Genomic DNA, 14020 nt, shown 5'->3' on the forward strand with positions numbered 1-14020 from the left:
CTGCGGCCACCTTCTCAAAACTCCGCACCGCCGCGAGCAGGCGCACTATTTTCGCTTGGATAGGGCGAGCACCCATTGAAATGCGTGCGCACCCGCAGTAATTGCCAATTCGATATGGCAACCACTGCGCAAGAGATCACCCAAGAGATGGTCACCCCAAAGATGGTCAATCCAGAGACAATCACAGTCGACACTCGCCGCGTCAGCTGCGACGGGGCTAGCGCCATTCGCGGCGGAAAGGGCTATCGCCCAGCAGCGCTTGGCCATCCGCTCATCTATATGGAAATTGATGAAAGCGGACTTGCTGACTGCGGATATTGTGACCGCCGGTTTGTTTTGCGCGGCGGACCTGCTGACCGCTGAGCCAGCGATGGTCTGCGCTTGCGGGCGAAACCGGGCCTTGAATGGGGTTTGCAGACACTACGCTCGCAGTGCGCTGAGATTTCAAACAAATTTAAGGTTTGGCGTTTAGCTCTGATGGCTGGGAGCGGTTAGGCCACTAAACATGCGTCGTTTGAACACACTTGCTGCACTTTTGAGTGCTTTTGGCGTCATGATGATGATGCCTGCGGCGGCGCATGCGCAAGAGGTCGAGCAGGGCGAGGCGCAGGCGTTTCTCGTCACGCCCCTGAGCTTTCTCAAACAGTTCGACCTTGAATTTGGCACTGTCATTCCCGGCAATACCGGCGGCACCGTGGTCATGGATTCGGCAGGTAACGTCATCACAACCGGTTCTGTCATCCACATTGAGGGAACCCAGCAGCCCGCGCGCTTCGCAGGTTTTGGCGCCTTTAACCAAACAGTGCTCATCAATGTTGATGCCAATTCCTATATCCTAACGCGCAATGGCGGCACGCAGACCTTGCTCATGGATACGCTTTTGATTGGCAGCCGTCCGCCGATTATCATCAACACCAATCCGCGTCGTTTTCGGATTGCGAACCCCGATGGGTTTTTCTTCTTCACCATCGCAGGGCGGCTGCAAGTTCCAGGCAATGCAATTCCGGGAACTTATGAGGGCGAATTCACTGTCACGCTCGAATACGAATGATCACGCCGGGTGCTCGGTAAAATCCCTGCGATAATCTCCACCACCATCCATGTGGCTGCCACCATTTGGTCAGCCTCCGTTCACACAGCGCGGGCCATGCACTGCGGCGAGGGCTAACAGGAGACTGTTATGATTCGCACATTCAAATCCCGATCAAACCTGTCGGCAGGACTTGCCGCATTTGCGCTGTTTGGCGCATCGACCGCTTTTGCAGATGAAGGCGACCCGGCGCCTGCTCAAGAGTTGACCAAAGGCGAAGCTAAGCTTGCTGAGATACTCGAAGGCCGCGTTGCAGGTGAGCCGCAGGAATGCATCCGCGATTTTCGCAACACCAACCTCCAGACCATCAACGACACCGCCTATGTTTATGGCCGGGGCCGAACAATCTACATTCAGCGTACCCTTGATCCCAGCAATATCGACGATGACGATATTCTGGTTGTCCGCCGCTTTGGTTCATCGCATCTGTGCCGATTGGATTTTGCCACTACGATTGATCGCTATACCGGATTTTTCACAGGCGGCGTGCGGTTTGATCAATTCATCCCCTACACCAGAGAGGACGCGGAAGGCTCATAAGCGCCCCTGCAACGACTTTAATTGGCTTTGTATAAAGGGCAGACGAGAGGCAGGCCTAGCGGTCTGATACACTAACCTGCCCACGTTCACTGTCCCTATGCCGCCTGCAAACCGTTCATTCGAGCCAAAATCTTTTCAGCATCACTCATGATACCGTCGATCAGCTCTTTGCAGGTCGGAATGTCGTTGATGAGCCCTGCGACCATGCCGCAGGACCATGCCCCCTTGTCCATTTCGCCATCCATCATGATCGAGGGGTACACGCCCGCAACTTCTGGCAAAATATCCTGAATGGTCAAAGCATCGCCCAGCTCTTTTTCCTTCTCGAGCAGACGCTCAACGCCGGCATTGTTGAGCACGCGCTCTGTGTTGCGAAGCGGGCGCATCACAAGGCGCGTGTCGAGTTCGGATGCGGCCACAATCGCCTTTTTCACATTTTCGTGAACGGGCGCTTCTTTGGTGGCGATAAAACGCGTGCCCATATTCATACCCTGCGCGCCCATAGCCAGCGATGCCACAAGGCTGCGCCCATCAGCCATCCCGCCTGAGGAGACGAAGGGTATCTCCAGTTCATCGGCCGCGCGGGGCAAAAGGATGAAGTTTGGCACATCATCTTCGCCCGGGTGTCCGCCGCATTCAAAACCATCGACACTAACCGCATCGCAGCCGATGGATTGCGCCTTCAATGAATGGCGCACACTGGTGCATTTGTGGATCACTTTGATCCCTGCGTCCTTGAGGGGGCCGATCAGCTCAATCGGATTGCGCCCAGCGGTCTCAACCGCTTTGACGCCGCCTTCGATCACGGCTTTGACAATGCCCGGATAATCGGGCGGGGTCAGAGTTGGCAGGATCGTGATGTTCACGCCAAACGGCTTATCCGTCATATCCTTGCAGCGCGCGATCTCATTGGCGAGATCGGCGGGCGTTTTTTGCGTGAGGCCGGTGATGATACCAAGGCCGCCAGCATTGGAGACGGCGGCTGCCATCTCTGCAAATCCGACATAATGCATGCCGCCTTGAATAATGGGGTGCTCAATGCCGAACATTTCGGTGATGGCGGTTTTCATCGCGGTATCCTTCCCAATTTGTTTCTTATTTGCCATGGAAAAGAGCCGAATATAGACTGCAGCGCAAGAGCCCATTTTGCTAGGCTAAAGCCCGACGCAGCGCGCCGTAGCGTCAAGGTCGTAGGTGGTGGCGCAGCCGGGATCAGTTTCATCAAGGAGCGGCAAATGATCGAAAAAGCAGCTGCCCGGCCAAAGGCCCGTGATCGGTTCCTCCATAGCCTTTCTGCGCCCGCTTTGGTTTATTTAGCCAGCATATGCGCGACCGCGGCTCCGAGAGCGCTTGCACATTTTGTAGCAGCCCATTTTGCACCGGACCGAGCATTGCCTCGACCAATTTTGAAGGAGTATCGTCTTGGTATCACCGCAAGCCCCTATTGAATCGCCATTCGGCTATCGTTCGACCGCGCTCGAGGTGGTGGAGGGGATCGACCTTGCGGGCAAAAGGGTGCAGGTGACGGGCGGATATTCCGGCATCGGGACCGAGACTGTGCGCGCGATCGCCAGGACTGATGCAGATGTAATCGTCGGCGCACGGCGGCCAGAGCAGGCGCGCGAGGTGCTGGCTGATATGCCAGGCAAAATCACGATCATGGCGCTTGATCTGTCTGATCCCGCTTCGATTGACGCTTTCGTTGAGGGTGCGGCGCAAAATTGGGACACTCTTGACATCCTCATCAACAATGCGGCGATCATGGCGAGCCCTTTGATGCGCGATGCGTGCGGAAATGAGATGCAATTTGCGACCAATCATTTGGGGCATTTTCAACTGACCGCGCGGCTTTGGCCCCTGCTCCTTGCAGCAAACCGGGCGCGCGTAGTCTGCCTTTCCTCCATCGGGCACCGCTTGAATGGCCTCGATTTGGATGATCTCAATTGGGAGCAGCGCGAATATGAGAAATGGCCAGCCTACGGCGCGGCCAAAAGCGCCAATGCGCTGTTTGCGCTGCACCTGGATAAGCTGGGCGAACCACATGGCATCCGCGCCTTTGCTGTCCACCCTGGAGGGATTGCAACGCCGCTACAACGCCACCTCACGATGGAGGAGCAAAAGGCGATGGGTTGGTATGATGATGAGGGCAACACGCATGAAGCCTTCAAATCCACGCAGGAAGGCGCCTCGACCAGCGTATGGTGCGCGGTGTCGCCGTTGCTAGAAGGCATGGGCGGTGTATACTGCGAAAACTGCAATATTGGCGCGATGGCGGATGAGGAAGCACCAGCGGGATCAGGTGTCTATCCGCACATTCGTGATGAAAGGCTGGGCGAGAGGCTTTGGAGAAAATCGGAAGAACTCACCGGCGTGACCTTTCACGGCTAAGCTCTTGCTTTAACGGCAAAGACTAAGGACCAAAAATGACTTCCAACCCCCACGGCTTCACTCTCAATCACACCATGCTTAGGATCAAAGACCCGGACGCTAGCCTTGCTTTTTATTGCGGTGTTCTGGGCATGACCTTGCTGCGTAAGGTCGATATCGAGATGGGCGAGTTTTCGCTTTATTTCCTTGGGTTTACGGATGGCGACGATGAGGTGCCCGAAGATCCCAAGCAAGCAATACAATACGTCTTCTCACGCCAGGGTGTGCTCGAGCTGACCCACAATTGGGGCACCGAAGAGGAGGACGGCGCGGTGTATCACGATGGCAATGCGGAGCCGCGCGGCTTTGGCCATATTGCGCTTGATGTGCCCGACTTTGATGCAGCGATTGCGCATTTTGATGAACACGAAGTCGAGTATCAAAAGCGTCCCGAAGACGGCACAATGAAGCACATCGCCTTTATCAAAGACCCTGATGGCTATTGGGTCGAAATCTTGAGCGCCAACATGATGGCGGGCATCTGATTTCTACCGCCCGGTCGCGCAATCTTCACGCACGGGACACCCTTCACACTTCGGCGCGCGCGGGCGGCAAAAGGTTTGGCCCAGCTTCTTCAACAGCAGATGGTGTTCATCCATATCTGCGGCCGACCATTCAGGCGGGACGATCGGCATAAGCGCGTCATAGGTCTTGGCTGTGCCGGCTTTGGCTGGAACCACGCCCATTCGCTGAATGATGCGGCGGTGGTGGCCGTCGATCACCATGGCTTTTCGGTCAAACGTACTTGCGTTCATCACGCCTGCTGAATTCTTGCGTGCGACACCGGGCAGGGTCTCAAGCTGCGCCATAGCCTCTTCGAGAGGCAGATTGGATAAGTGAGCAAGGCTCACGTTGCCGCGCTCTGCTATGATGGCCTGGAGGCAGGCTTTGAGCCGTTTTGCCGCCACGCTAGGGAAGCTTTGGCGCCCAAGCCGCGCTTCCAACTCGGGCTCTGAAACCTCAGCCACCGCCTCCCAGGATCCAAACTCTGCGAGCAGTCCATCGGTAGACGCATTGGACGCGGCGGTCTTGGTCTGCGCGCCGATCACCCCGTGAACCAGCACCCACTCCGGGTTTCGGCGCTTGTCAGACGGGCGGATGATCCTGCCAAAATGACATATCAGCGCGGCTTGCGCACGGCGCAAAATGTCCGTTCGATGATCACCGCCAAGGTCAAACTGCATGAGAAAAGGAGTTTACCGCTCAAATGCGATCGAGAAGGTTACGGGCACCGCTGGCGAGATGGATTCGAGCCCAGCAAGCTGCTGAAGCGTTGCCAATTCATCGCTCAGCTCAAACCGGCCCGCATCAATGATCACAGGCTTGTCGGTCACGGCGATCACCCGGTCAGGCCCCGCGCGCGTCACGCTAACCTCGGCTTGAAACGGCGCCTCAACACCTACGAGCGAGAGCATGCCATCGAGCGTCGTATCAGCGCTTTCGCCCACCCCGAGCGCTTCAAAAGATGCCGGGTCCACTGCGGCAGTCACTGTCGCCGTGGGGTTACTGGCGACCACAAAGAAGATGTCGCGCATGCGTTCATTGCGGATATCGACGCCGGTGGACACCGAAGAAAGGTCGATCTCAATCGTGGCCGCGCCATCAGCCGTCACTGCGCCAGTGACAGTTTCAAACGTGTTGGCCTCGGCAATCTCGCCCTGCTTTATCGAGACGTAGGACAGTTCTGATGCGCCAGTGTCCACGGTCCATTCAGTCCCTGTCACTGAAGGTGCCTCGGCCGGGGCCTGCGAGCAAGCAACAACGGCCAATGTGGCAAGTGCGGCGAGGCCAGGGTTTACGTAAGAGCGGGGCATGGGGTCGGTCCTTTGCATCTTTGATCTTGCCGGCACACTAACAAAGTGGAGGCCAAGGCATAAGCATATATTTCTGCCCATAGAGGCGAGAATTCTTAATCACTCCCACTCGATCGTGCCCGGCGGTTTTGAGGTGTAGTCATAGACCACGCGGTTAATGCCTTGGACTTCGTTCACAATCCGGGTGGCGACCTGCGTTAAGAACGCCGCATCGAAGGGGTAAACATCCGCCGTCATACCGTCGGTGCTGGTGACCGCTCTAAGACCGCAAACGCTGTCATAGGTGCGGCTGTCGCCCATGACCCCCACGGTCTTAACCGGGAGCAGCACCGCAAAGGCTTGCCAGATCGCATCATAAAGCCCGGCATTGCGGATTTCCTCGAGGTAAATCGCGTCAGCCTTGCGCAGGATATCGCATCGTTCCTTGGTCACCTCTCCTGGAATACGGATCGCAAGGCCGGGCCCGGGGAAGGGATGGCGGCCAACGAAGGCATCGGGAAGGCCCAGCTCGCGGCCCAAATCGCGCACTTCGTCTTTGAACAGTTCGCGCAAAGGCTCGACCAGCTGCATATTCATGCGCTCTGGAAGGCCGCCAACATTGTGGTGGCTTTTGATCGTAACCGAAGGCCCGCCGGTGAAAGAGACGCTTTCGATCACGTCCGGGTAGAGCGTGCCTTGCGCGAGGAAATCGGCTCCGCCCACTTTCTTGGCTTCCGCCTCAAATAGGTCAATGAAGGCCCCGCCAATAAATTTGCGCTTTTTCTCAGGGTCGGTGACGCCAGCCAGGCCTTTAAGAAAGGTCTCTTCGGCATCAACAGCGACGAGAGGGATGTTGTAATGGTCGCGAAAGAGCGAGACGACCTGCTCGGTTTCATTGAGCCGCATGAGGCCATGATCGACATAAACGCAGGTGAGCTGTTCGCCGATTGCCTCATGAATGAGAACCGCCGCAACCGTGCTGTCGACCCCTCCCGATAGACCGCAGATCACCCGGCCAGAGCCGACCTGCGCGCGGATTTCCTCAATCTTGGTTTTGCGATACTCGGCCATCGTCCAATCGCCTTTCAAGCCGCAGACATGGCGCACGAAATTGGCCAGCAGCTTTCCGCCGTCGGGCGTGTGGACGACTTCGGGGTGGAACTGCGTACCGTAGAACTTGCGCTCCTCATCCGCGATCACCGCAAAAGGCGCCCCGTCAGAAGTGGCGACGATCTCAAAACCGGGCGCAAACTGTGTCACCTTATCGCCGTGGCTCATCCAAACCTGATGCCGTTCGCCTTCCTGCCACATCCCATCGAAGAGCGCGCACGGCTTTGTAACGGTGAGATAGGCGCGGCCAAATTCGCCGCCTTCGCCGGTCTCGTGACCCGGCCTTACCTCGCCGCCCAATTGGTGGTTCATCACTTGCTGGCCGTAACAAATCCCAAGGATCGGAATGCCTGCCTCAAACAGGCTTTGAGGCGCGCGCGGGCTGTCGTCATCGGGCACGCTTGCTGGTGAGCCTGAAAGAATTATGCCTTTGGGCTTCATCCGGCGGAATGCGTCTTGCGCCATGGTAAAGGGCGCGATTTCGGAATAAACCCCGGCCTCGCGTACGCGGCGCGCAATAAGCTGGGTCACTTGGCTGCCGAAATCGACGATGAGTATCGATTCTGCCCGGCTCGAATCTGTAATTTGGTCTGCTTGCATGGCTGTCCGTTACGGCAGGCGTGCGCGCGCTGTCCAGCGGGCGCGTTGTCCCTTGCGCAGACTATCGACAAGCGCGCACTGCTTCGAGCGCTCTGCTGCCCGGAATTTCGGCCTCTTTGCTTACTCACCGGTCCGCCATCCGAAGCGCCGGGGTGCATTGTTGCAAAAAGCGCAAGAGAATTAGAGATTTTGTCATTTGTGTTTTACGCAGTCGAACTTCATTTGGAGTTCAGCAACGACGAACAGCTTCTTCTCTCTCCAGGCTGACGCGTTGCCAGTGACGGATCACAAGGTTTCCCCGGACCTGATCTGTCAAACTGCTTGCGACAAGCCAGCAGCCATGATGAGTGCGATTTCTTATGAGCCCGGTGTCTTCCAGCGCCCCGCTCAGGCGATGAACCCGCACACTGCAGCATATTAATGCTGAGGCTGACTGGCTGTTTGAGAGCTCAGACCTGGCGGCGCTCTCCCCAAGCGCCAGGATCGCAGGACTGATGCTTATCAGTAGCGCAACGCTTGCCAAGCAGCGAGCGAGACGCGGCCACCACTTTCTCCCTCTCCCAATGGTGGCCGCGTCTCAAACTTGGCGCAAGGGCTCTGCGTTTTTGTTAGTTTCTGAAAAAATTGCTTAAAAATGTTCGATCATTTATCACGCATACTGACAGGGGTTTAGTCAAAGGGGTCGCAGTGATTTACACCATGAAAACAAGCGTGCTCGCAGCCGCGGCATTTGTTGTCACCAGCGGAGTATCTGCGCAGTCGATCAGTCCAGCGTTCGATCCCCACAGGAGCGAGGCTCAGGTCGTGGGCGCGCTAACAATTCCCCTCGGGCATTCCACCGATCACCGTCACACCGCACCGCGGGTAGAGATCATTGCGCGGAACCGGGTGTCGGCGAGTCCACTTTCGATCGTTGCCAGAGACGATCACCGCCGTTGGCAAGAACGCCGGATTGGTTTTGCGCTCGATGGAAGCGATGAACTTCTTCTCAATGGGCGGCCGATCACCACGCCCAACAGGTCAACGAAGCTGGATACTGCGGAGACGATCCTTGTCGTCGTAGGCGGAGTGCTGGTTGTAGGTGTTGTGGGTGTATACGCATTGGCCGATGGACTCTCTGGGGCCGAGTGAGGTCTTACGACGGTCAGCGCACCTAATGCCCTTCCGCAATTTCGCGCAGTTCGCTCTTCAGCAGCTTCCCGATATGACTGCGAGGCATTTCAGATATCGAATGGAGCGCGGAGAGGCGCTGCGTCTTACCAAGCCGCGCATTCACGTTCGCAAGGATTACATCTGCATCGCGCGCACCATCGCCAAGGACAACAAAGCCAACCGGCGTTTCGCCCCAAGCTCTTGATTTTAGACCGACAACCGCAGCTTCGATGACGTCCTCTTCGCGCTCAAGCTCGGCTTCAAGGTCGCTTGGGTAGATGTTAAATCCGCCTGAGATGATCATGTCCTTGGCGCGGCCTACCAATTCGACAAAACCGTCTTCATCGACCCGCGCAATATCGCCCATACGCATCCAAACGCCGCCATCTGCGTCAACATATTGCGCTTCGCTGGTTTTGTCGGGCTGGTTTTTGTAGCCGCTCATCATAGTGGCCGACCGTCCGATCAGATTGCCCGTAGTGCCCGGTGACACCTCTTTATCCTCATCGTCCAAGACTTTGAGCTCGCTGCCAGGAGCGGGGCGTCCGACTGTGTGAAGTTTATCGGGAAATTCATGGGCTTGCAGGAGGCATACGACCCCGCCCTCGGTCATCGAATAGATCTCAACCAATCCTCCGGGCATGCGTTTAAGGACTTCGCTCTTCAGCTCCGCAGAAAACGGCGCAGACGTGCAATATTTCAGGATCAGCGATGATAAGTCGTGATCGTCAAATCCCGGATAATCCATCAGCCTTTGGTATTGCACGGGGACAAGCATCGTAATGGTCGTGCGGTCCTCAGCAGCATGGGAAAGCCAGCGTCCGCAGTCGAACTTGCCCATCACTCGCACAGTGCCCCCTGCCAGGAGCACAGGCAGAAAAGCCACCATCGTCGTGTTCGAATACAGCGGGGTCGAAGCCAATGAGCGGACCGGAAACCCGCCCTCCAGATAAGACACGCCCGTTGATGCGAACTGAAGCCAGCGCATTTGGTGCGAGTGCACGATCCCCTTGGGGATCCCGGTGGTGCCTGACGAATAGATGATGTTGAACGGGTCGCTTGGGGCAGGTTCAAAATCGGGTGCCAGATTCCCGGGCGGGGCCATCCACGTGCCAATGTCTTCAAGGGGCACGCGGATCAGCTCTGACATAAAATCAGGGCCAAGTTCGGCAGCTTTGCCAGCATCAATAAACAGATGGCGCGCCCCTGAATCTTCGGCCATGCCTTGAAGCTGCTGGGGTGAGGCACTGGTGGTGAGCGGCGCTGCCACCCCTCCAGCGCGCACGGCGGCAAGAAACACAAGCGCATAGTTTATGCTGCTTGTCCCCAGGATCGCGACCGACTGCCCCTTCTCAAGACCAGTCTCAACCATCCGCGCTGCAAGCCGTTCGACCTCACCGATCAACTCTGCCCATGCTATATCGCGGGTGTCATCCACCATCGCGATCGCATCAGGCTGGACCTGTGACCATTTGCGCAAAATGGCTGAAAAAGAGCCAAACGGCTCGGCGAGGTTGGCGGCAATTGCTTCTTTTGGATCATGTGGCGTCATGGCCCGGAACAATAGGGCCAAGTATGGCAGCGGCAAGCCTCATCAAAGAGTGGCCAAGAATTTTGAGCGCGGATGGTGGGCATTTCTTTACCCAATTCTCGCAAGATGTCGTTTGGCTAGATACCATCCGCTCATCGGCGGCGTGGGCGAGAGGAGAATGATAGAGTGAGCACCGGGCGCAGGGCAAAGATGCACAAATGGCTCGCAGTCGGCCTTGGCTTGACGATTAGCGCGGCCACAAGTGCTCAGGTCGGACAGGAGGAAACACTTGAAGACGGCCAGATAGTAACCAGGATTCTCCCCGATGAGGCCCCGCTATTAGCCCAGCCGAGAGATAGCGCCGAGGGCGAGGAAAATCTATCGGTTGATCCCAATATCCCGTCTGTGCTCGCAATTCTTGCTCACCCCGATGATGAGTTGACCCTTGCGCCTGTGCTTGCGCGGATTGTTCGGGAAAAAGGCGAAGTGACGCTGGTTTTTGCGACCAGCGGCGATGCGGGGCCGGGAAACAGCGGCCTTGATACAGGCAATGCCTTGGCTAAGCTTCGCGAAAACGAGGCGCGCTGCGCGGCTTTTGCCCTCGGCCTTGAGGAGCCAATTTTCTGGCGTTTTGGCGGCGGCACCCTTGCGCGCAAGGCCCGCAACACTTCTGAAGAAATGCGGGATTTGGGCGGGCGGATTGCTGGCCTCATTGAACTGCAAAAGCCCACTGTCATTATGACATGGGGGCCAGATGGCGGTTTTGGTCATGCCGATCATCGCATGACAAGCAATGCGGTGACCCAAGTGGTCCAGGCGCTCGGTCCTGATAGACCCGATCTTCTTTACGCCGCTTTTCCGAGCACCAAACAGGGCGACTCTGAGTTGCCCGGATTTGAAGGCTGGGCGCGAATGCATCCATCGCTAGTGACCGACCACATAAGCTATGAGGTGCCTGATCTCGATGCGACTATTGCGGCGGTTGATTGCTATCAAAGCCAGTTTGATGCCGCAGCTCGCAGGGTCCTTGCGGGCACTTTGCATGAGCGGGTCTGGCGCGGGAGAGTGCCGTTTCGCTTAGCGTTTGCACGCCAGCGCTGAGCTTGCCGTTAAACTAGGGCTGGCAATGCGGTGGAAAAGCTTCGTGACAGCGCTGTCACAGCTTGGGTTTTGAGGTTCGAATGCCTATATCTTTGGCATGGACGAGAACGCATCAAACGAGCCGCAGGGCACATCCAAACCTGAGAAGCAACAGGGCGAATATGGCGCTGATTCCATTAAGGTTTTGAAAGGCCTTGATGCGGTTCGCAAGCGCCCGGGCATGTATATTGGCGACACCGATGATGGATCGGGTCTGCACCACATGGTGTTTGAGGTGTCAGACAACGCGATTGATGAGGCTTTGGCGGGGCACTGCGACCTCGTTTTGATCGAACTCAACCCCGATGGCAGCGTGTCGGTCGAAGACAATGGCCGAGGCATTCCCGTGGGCATGCACAAGGAAGAGGGCGTATCGGCGGCCGAAGTCATCATGACGCAGCTTCACGCTGGCGGTAAGTTTGAAAACACCTCCGACGACAACGCTTACAAGGTCTCGGGCGGCCTTCACGGCGTGGGCGTTTCGGTGGTGAACGCTCTGTCTGAATGGCTGGAGCTGATGATCTGGCGCGAGGGCAAAGAGCATTGGATGCGGTTCGAGCACGGCGATGCAGTGAACTCGCTTGAGATCAAAGGCAATGCGCCCAAGGTTGAGCAGAACCCGGACGAAAACGGCTTTAAGAAAGGCACGCGGGTCACCTTCCACCACTCAAACGGCACGTTCAAAAACGTCACCGAATACGATTTTGAAAAGCTGGAGCACCGCTACCGCGAGCTCGCTTTCCTCAATTCGGGCGTGCGCATTCTCCTGCGCGATAAACGCCACGAGGAAGTGATCGAGCATGACCTCTATTACGAGGGCGGGATTGCGGCCTTCGTCAAATATCTGGATCGTAACAAGGATGCGCTGATTTCTGAGCCGATCTCCGTTTCGGCGGAGAAGGACGGCATCGGCATCGACGTCGCTCTGGAATGGAACGACAGCTATTACGAAAATGTCCTCACCTTCACCAACAACATCCCTCAGCGCGATGGAGGCACCCACTTGGCAGCTTTTCGTGCGGCTCTGACGCGGACGCTCAATGGGTATGCTGACCGTGAAGGGCTGCTTAAGAAAGAGAAGGTTTCGCTGTCGGGTGAAGACATGCGCGAAGGGCTCACCGCGATTGTCAGCGTGAAGCTGCCCGATCCCAAATTCTCCTCGCAAACCAAGGATAAATTGGTTTCCTCTGAGGTGCGCCAGCCTTTGGAATCGCTCATGGGCGAGAAGATGACCGAGTGGCTGGAGGAGAACCCAGCCGATGCACGCGCGATCATTCAGAAAATCATCGACGCGGCTGCTGCGCGCGAAGCTGCAAAACGCGCCCGCGAAATGAGCCGCAAGGGCGCGATGAGCGTGGCCTCGTTGCCGGGCAAACTCTCCGATTGCCGTGAGCGCGATGCGACGAAAGCCGAAATCTTTCTGGTCGAGGGTGATTCTGCTGGCGGCTCTGCCAAAGGTGGACGCGATAGCCAGTATCAGGCGATCCTTCCGCTCAAGGGTAAGATTCTCAACGTCGAACGCGCGCGCTTTGACCGGATTATCTCATCCAAAGAGGTCGGCACTCTTATTCAAGCGATGGGCACCGGCATTCGCGATGAGTTCGACCTTGAAAAACTGCGCTATCACAAGATTGTGATCATGACCGACGCTGATGTCGACGGGGCGCACATCCGCACGCTGTTGCTTACCTTCTTCCACCGCCAAATGCCCGAAATCATCAAAGCTGGGCACCTCTACATCGCACAGCCGCCTTTGTTCAAAGTCGCCAAAGGCAAGAGCGAGGTCTACGTCAAGGACGAAGGCGCGCTCGACCGTTATCTGGTCGATGCAGGGTTGCAAGGGCGCATTCTGGAAACCTCTGGCGGCGCGCGTTCGGGCGAGGATTTGCGCAGTCTGGTTGATGGTGCGCTGCGCCTCAAAAACATGCTCGCCTTTGTCCCGCGCCGTTATGACGGCGGCATCATCGAACAAATGGCGCTTTGCGGCGCATTGGACCCCGCGCTTTCTGACGCAAACCGTATCAAAGCTCTCGAAGTCACCGCCTCGCAGCTTGAGGCGGGCGATCAAGACGCGCGTTGGAGCGTTCGGATGCTGGAAAGCGGTACGGTTCAGTTCTCGCGCGTTTGGCGCGGTGTCACTGATGTGCACGAGATTGAAGGCCGGTTCCTCACCAGCACCGAGGCGCACAAGCTCCACTCCATCGTCGCCGATCAAGCCGACGCTTACGCGGGCGCGGTTCGCTTCGCCAAGGCAGGCGATGCAGCCGAGCCTGAGACAGCAGCGCCAAGCGATGAAGGCGCCGGGGAAGATGGCGGTCCAGATGGAGGCGACGAACCGGCGATCCTTGCTGAAGATGCGATCACCCGGCCCAGCCAATTGCTCGAGGCGGTGTTTGCAGCAGGGCGTAAAGGCCTCTCGATCAGCCGCTACAAGGGCCTTGGCGAGATGAACCCGGAACAGCTTTGGGAAACCACGCTCGACCCGGAAAACCGTGTGTTGTTGCAGGTGAAAGTCGAAGACGCCGATGTTACCGACGAGATTTTCACCCGTCTGATGGGTGATGTGGTGGAACCGCGCCGTGAATTTATTCAGAACAATGCCTTGAGCGTCGCTAATTTGGACGTTTGACCTTTCAT

General features: G+C 57.1%; 14 protein-coding genes. 8 read left to right on the forward strand and 6 right to left on the reverse strand.

Annotated features, from left to right (window positions below; all coding sequences use genetic code 11):
• Positions 1 to 147 precede the first annotated feature (147 nt).
• From AC0V60_RS13790 to AC0V60_RS13800, 3 genes are all read left to right on the forward strand, one after another.
• Positions 148 to 363, forward strand: coding sequence for a zinc-finger domain-containing protein (locus AC0V60_RS13790; protein WP_486179507.1), 216 nt, complete (start codon positions 148 to 150; stop codon positions 361 to 363).
• Positions 364 to 505: 142 nt separating this feature from the next.
• Complete coding sequence (locus AC0V60_RS13795) at positions 506 to 1051, forward strand: DUF4402 domain-containing protein (RefSeq protein ID WP_486179010.1); 546 nt, start codon at positions 506 to 508, stop codon at positions 1049 to 1051.
• 129 nt (positions 1052 to 1180) lie between these two features.
• On the forward strand, positions 1181 to 1630 hold the full coding sequence (locus tag AC0V60_RS13800) for a hypothetical protein (RefSeq protein WP_486179011.1): 450 nt from the start codon (positions 1181 to 1183) through the stop codon (positions 1628 to 1630).
• 95 nt (positions 1631 to 1725) lie between these two features.
• On the opposite strand, the gene AC0V60_RS13805 is transcribed toward AC0V60_RS13800, so the two are convergent.
• Both AC0V60_RS13805 and AC0V60_RS13810 read right to left on the reverse strand, forming a co-directional pair.
• Entirely contained in the window at positions 1726 to 2700 is a 975-nt protein-coding gene (locus AC0V60_RS13805; protein WP_486179012.1) for an NAD(P)H-dependent flavin oxidoreductase, read from the reverse strand.
• A gap of 84 nt (positions 2701 to 2784) precedes the next feature.
• Entirely contained in the window at positions 2785 to 2916 is a 132-nt protein-coding gene (locus AC0V60_RS13810) for a hypothetical protein (RefSeq protein WP_486179013.1), read from the reverse strand.
• Between the two features lie 136 nt (positions 2917 to 3052).
• On the opposite strand from AC0V60_RS13810, the gene AC0V60_RS13815 reads away from it, so the two are divergent.
• The gene (locus AC0V60_RS13815; RefSeq protein WP_486179014.1) at positions 3053 to 4018 is read left to right on the forward strand and encodes an oxidoreductase; all 966 of its coding nucleotides are present in this window, start codon (positions 3053 to 3055) and stop codon (positions 4016 to 4018) included.
• 35 nt (positions 4019 to 4053) lie between these two features.
• The gene (gene gloA / locus AC0V60_RS13820) at positions 4054 to 4542 is read left to right on the forward strand and encodes a lactoylglutathione lyase (protein ID WP_486179015.1); all 489 of its coding nucleotides are present in this window, start codon (positions 4054 to 4056) and stop codon (positions 4540 to 4542) included.
• A 3-nt stretch (positions 4543 to 4545) separates the two neighbouring features.
• Here gloA and AC0V60_RS13825 read toward each other — a convergent pair whose 3' ends face one another.
• The 3 genes from AC0V60_RS13825 to guaA all read right to left on the reverse strand — a co-directional run bounded on the left by AC0V60_RS13825 (position 4546) and on the right by guaA (position 7560).
• Positions 4546 to 5241 (reverse strand): endonuclease III domain-containing protein, encoded by a 696-nt coding sequence (locus tag AC0V60_RS13825; protein WP_486179016.1) that lies wholly within the window; start codon positions 5239 to 5241, stop codon positions 4546 to 4548.
• A gap of 12 nt (positions 5242 to 5253) precedes the next feature.
• The gene (locus AC0V60_RS13830; RefSeq protein ID WP_486179017.1) at positions 5254 to 5871 is read right to left on the reverse strand and encodes a YceI family protein; all 618 of its coding nucleotides are present in this window, start codon (positions 5869 to 5871) and stop codon (positions 5254 to 5256) included.
• A 99-nt stretch (positions 5872 to 5970) separates the two neighbouring features.
• On the reverse strand, positions 5971 to 7560 hold the full coding sequence (gene guaA, locus AC0V60_RS13835) for a glutamine-hydrolyzing GMP synthase (RefSeq protein ID WP_486179018.1): 1590 nt from the start codon (positions 7558 to 7560) through the stop codon (positions 5971 to 5973).
• A gap of 699 nt (positions 7561 to 8259) precedes the next feature.
• Here guaA and AC0V60_RS13840 point away from each other — a divergent pair.
• A complete protein-coding gene (locus AC0V60_RS13840) occupies positions 8260 to 8691 on the forward strand; it encodes a hypothetical protein (protein ID WP_486179019.1) in 432 nt (143 codons plus the stop codon).
• A gap of 22 nt (positions 8692 to 8713) precedes the next feature.
• Here AC0V60_RS13840 and AC0V60_RS13845 read toward each other — a convergent pair whose 3' ends face one another.
• Positions 8714 to 10264, reverse strand: a complete 1551-nt coding sequence (locus tag AC0V60_RS13845) for a class I adenylate-forming enzyme family protein (protein WP_486179020.1) — start codon at positions 10262 to 10264, stop codon at positions 8714 to 8716.
• Between the two features lie 165 nt (positions 10265 to 10429).
• Here AC0V60_RS13845 and AC0V60_RS13850 point away from each other — a divergent pair, with 165 nt between their 5' ends.
• Entirely contained in the window at positions 10430 to 11344 is a 915-nt protein-coding gene (locus AC0V60_RS13850) for a PIG-L deacetylase family protein (protein WP_486179021.1), read from the forward strand.
• 97 nt (positions 11345 to 11441) lie between these two features.
• Positions 11442 to 14012 carry a DNA topoisomerase (ATP-hydrolyzing) subunit B gene (gyrB, locus tag AC0V60_RS13855; RefSeq protein WP_486179022.1) on the forward strand — a complete coding sequence of 857 codons (2571 nt, stop codon included), beginning with the start codon at positions 11442 to 11444 and terminating at the stop codon, positions 14010 to 14012.
• The last annotated feature ends 8 nt before the right edge of the window (positions 14013 to 14020 follow it).

Source organism: Erythrobacter sp. S259 (genome assembly GCF_057364965.1).

Coding starts and splice junctions, on each gene's coding strand:
- AC0V60_RS13790 (WP_486179507.1), top strand. CDS start 148: ATGGTCACCCCAAAGATGGTCAATCCAGAGACAATCACAGTCGACACT.
- AC0V60_RS13795 (WP_486179010.1), top strand. CDS start 506: ATGCGTCGTTTGAACACACTTGCTGCACTTTTGAGTGCTTTTGGCGTC.
- AC0V60_RS13800 (WP_486179011.1), top strand. CDS start 1,181: ATGATTCGCACATTCAAATCCCGATCAAACCTGTCGGCAGGACTTGCC.
- AC0V60_RS13805 (WP_486179012.1), bottom strand. CDS start 2,700: ATGAAAACCGCCATCACCGAAATGTTCGGCATTGAGCACCCCATTATT.
- AC0V60_RS13810 (WP_486179013.1), bottom strand. CDS start 2,916: ATGGAGGAACCGATCACGGGCCTTTGGCCGGGCAGCTGCTTTTTCGAT.
- gloA (WP_486179015.1), top strand. CDS start 4,054: ATGACTTCCAACCCCCACGGCTTCACTCTCAATCACACCATGCTTAGG.
- AC0V60_RS13825 (WP_486179016.1), bottom strand. CDS start 5,241: ATGCAGTTTGACCTTGGCGGTGATCATCGAACGGACATTTTGCGCCGT.
- AC0V60_RS13830 (WP_486179017.1), bottom strand. CDS start 5,871: ATGCCCCGCTCTTACGTAAACCCTGGCCTCGCCGCACTTGCCACATTG.
- guaA (WP_486179018.1), bottom strand. CDS start 7,560: ATGCAAGCAGACCAAATTACAGATTCGAGCCGGGCAGAATCGATACTC.
- AC0V60_RS13840 (WP_486179019.1), top strand. CDS start 8,260: ATGAAAACAAGCGTGCTCGCAGCCGCGGCATTTGTTGTCACCAGCGGA.
- AC0V60_RS13845 (WP_486179020.1), bottom strand. CDS start 10,264: ATGACGCCACATGATCCAAAAGAAGCAATTGCCGCCAACCTCGCCGAG.
- gyrB (WP_486179022.1), top strand. CDS start 11,442: ATGGACGAGAACGCATCAAACGAGCCGCAGGGCACATCCAAACCTGAG.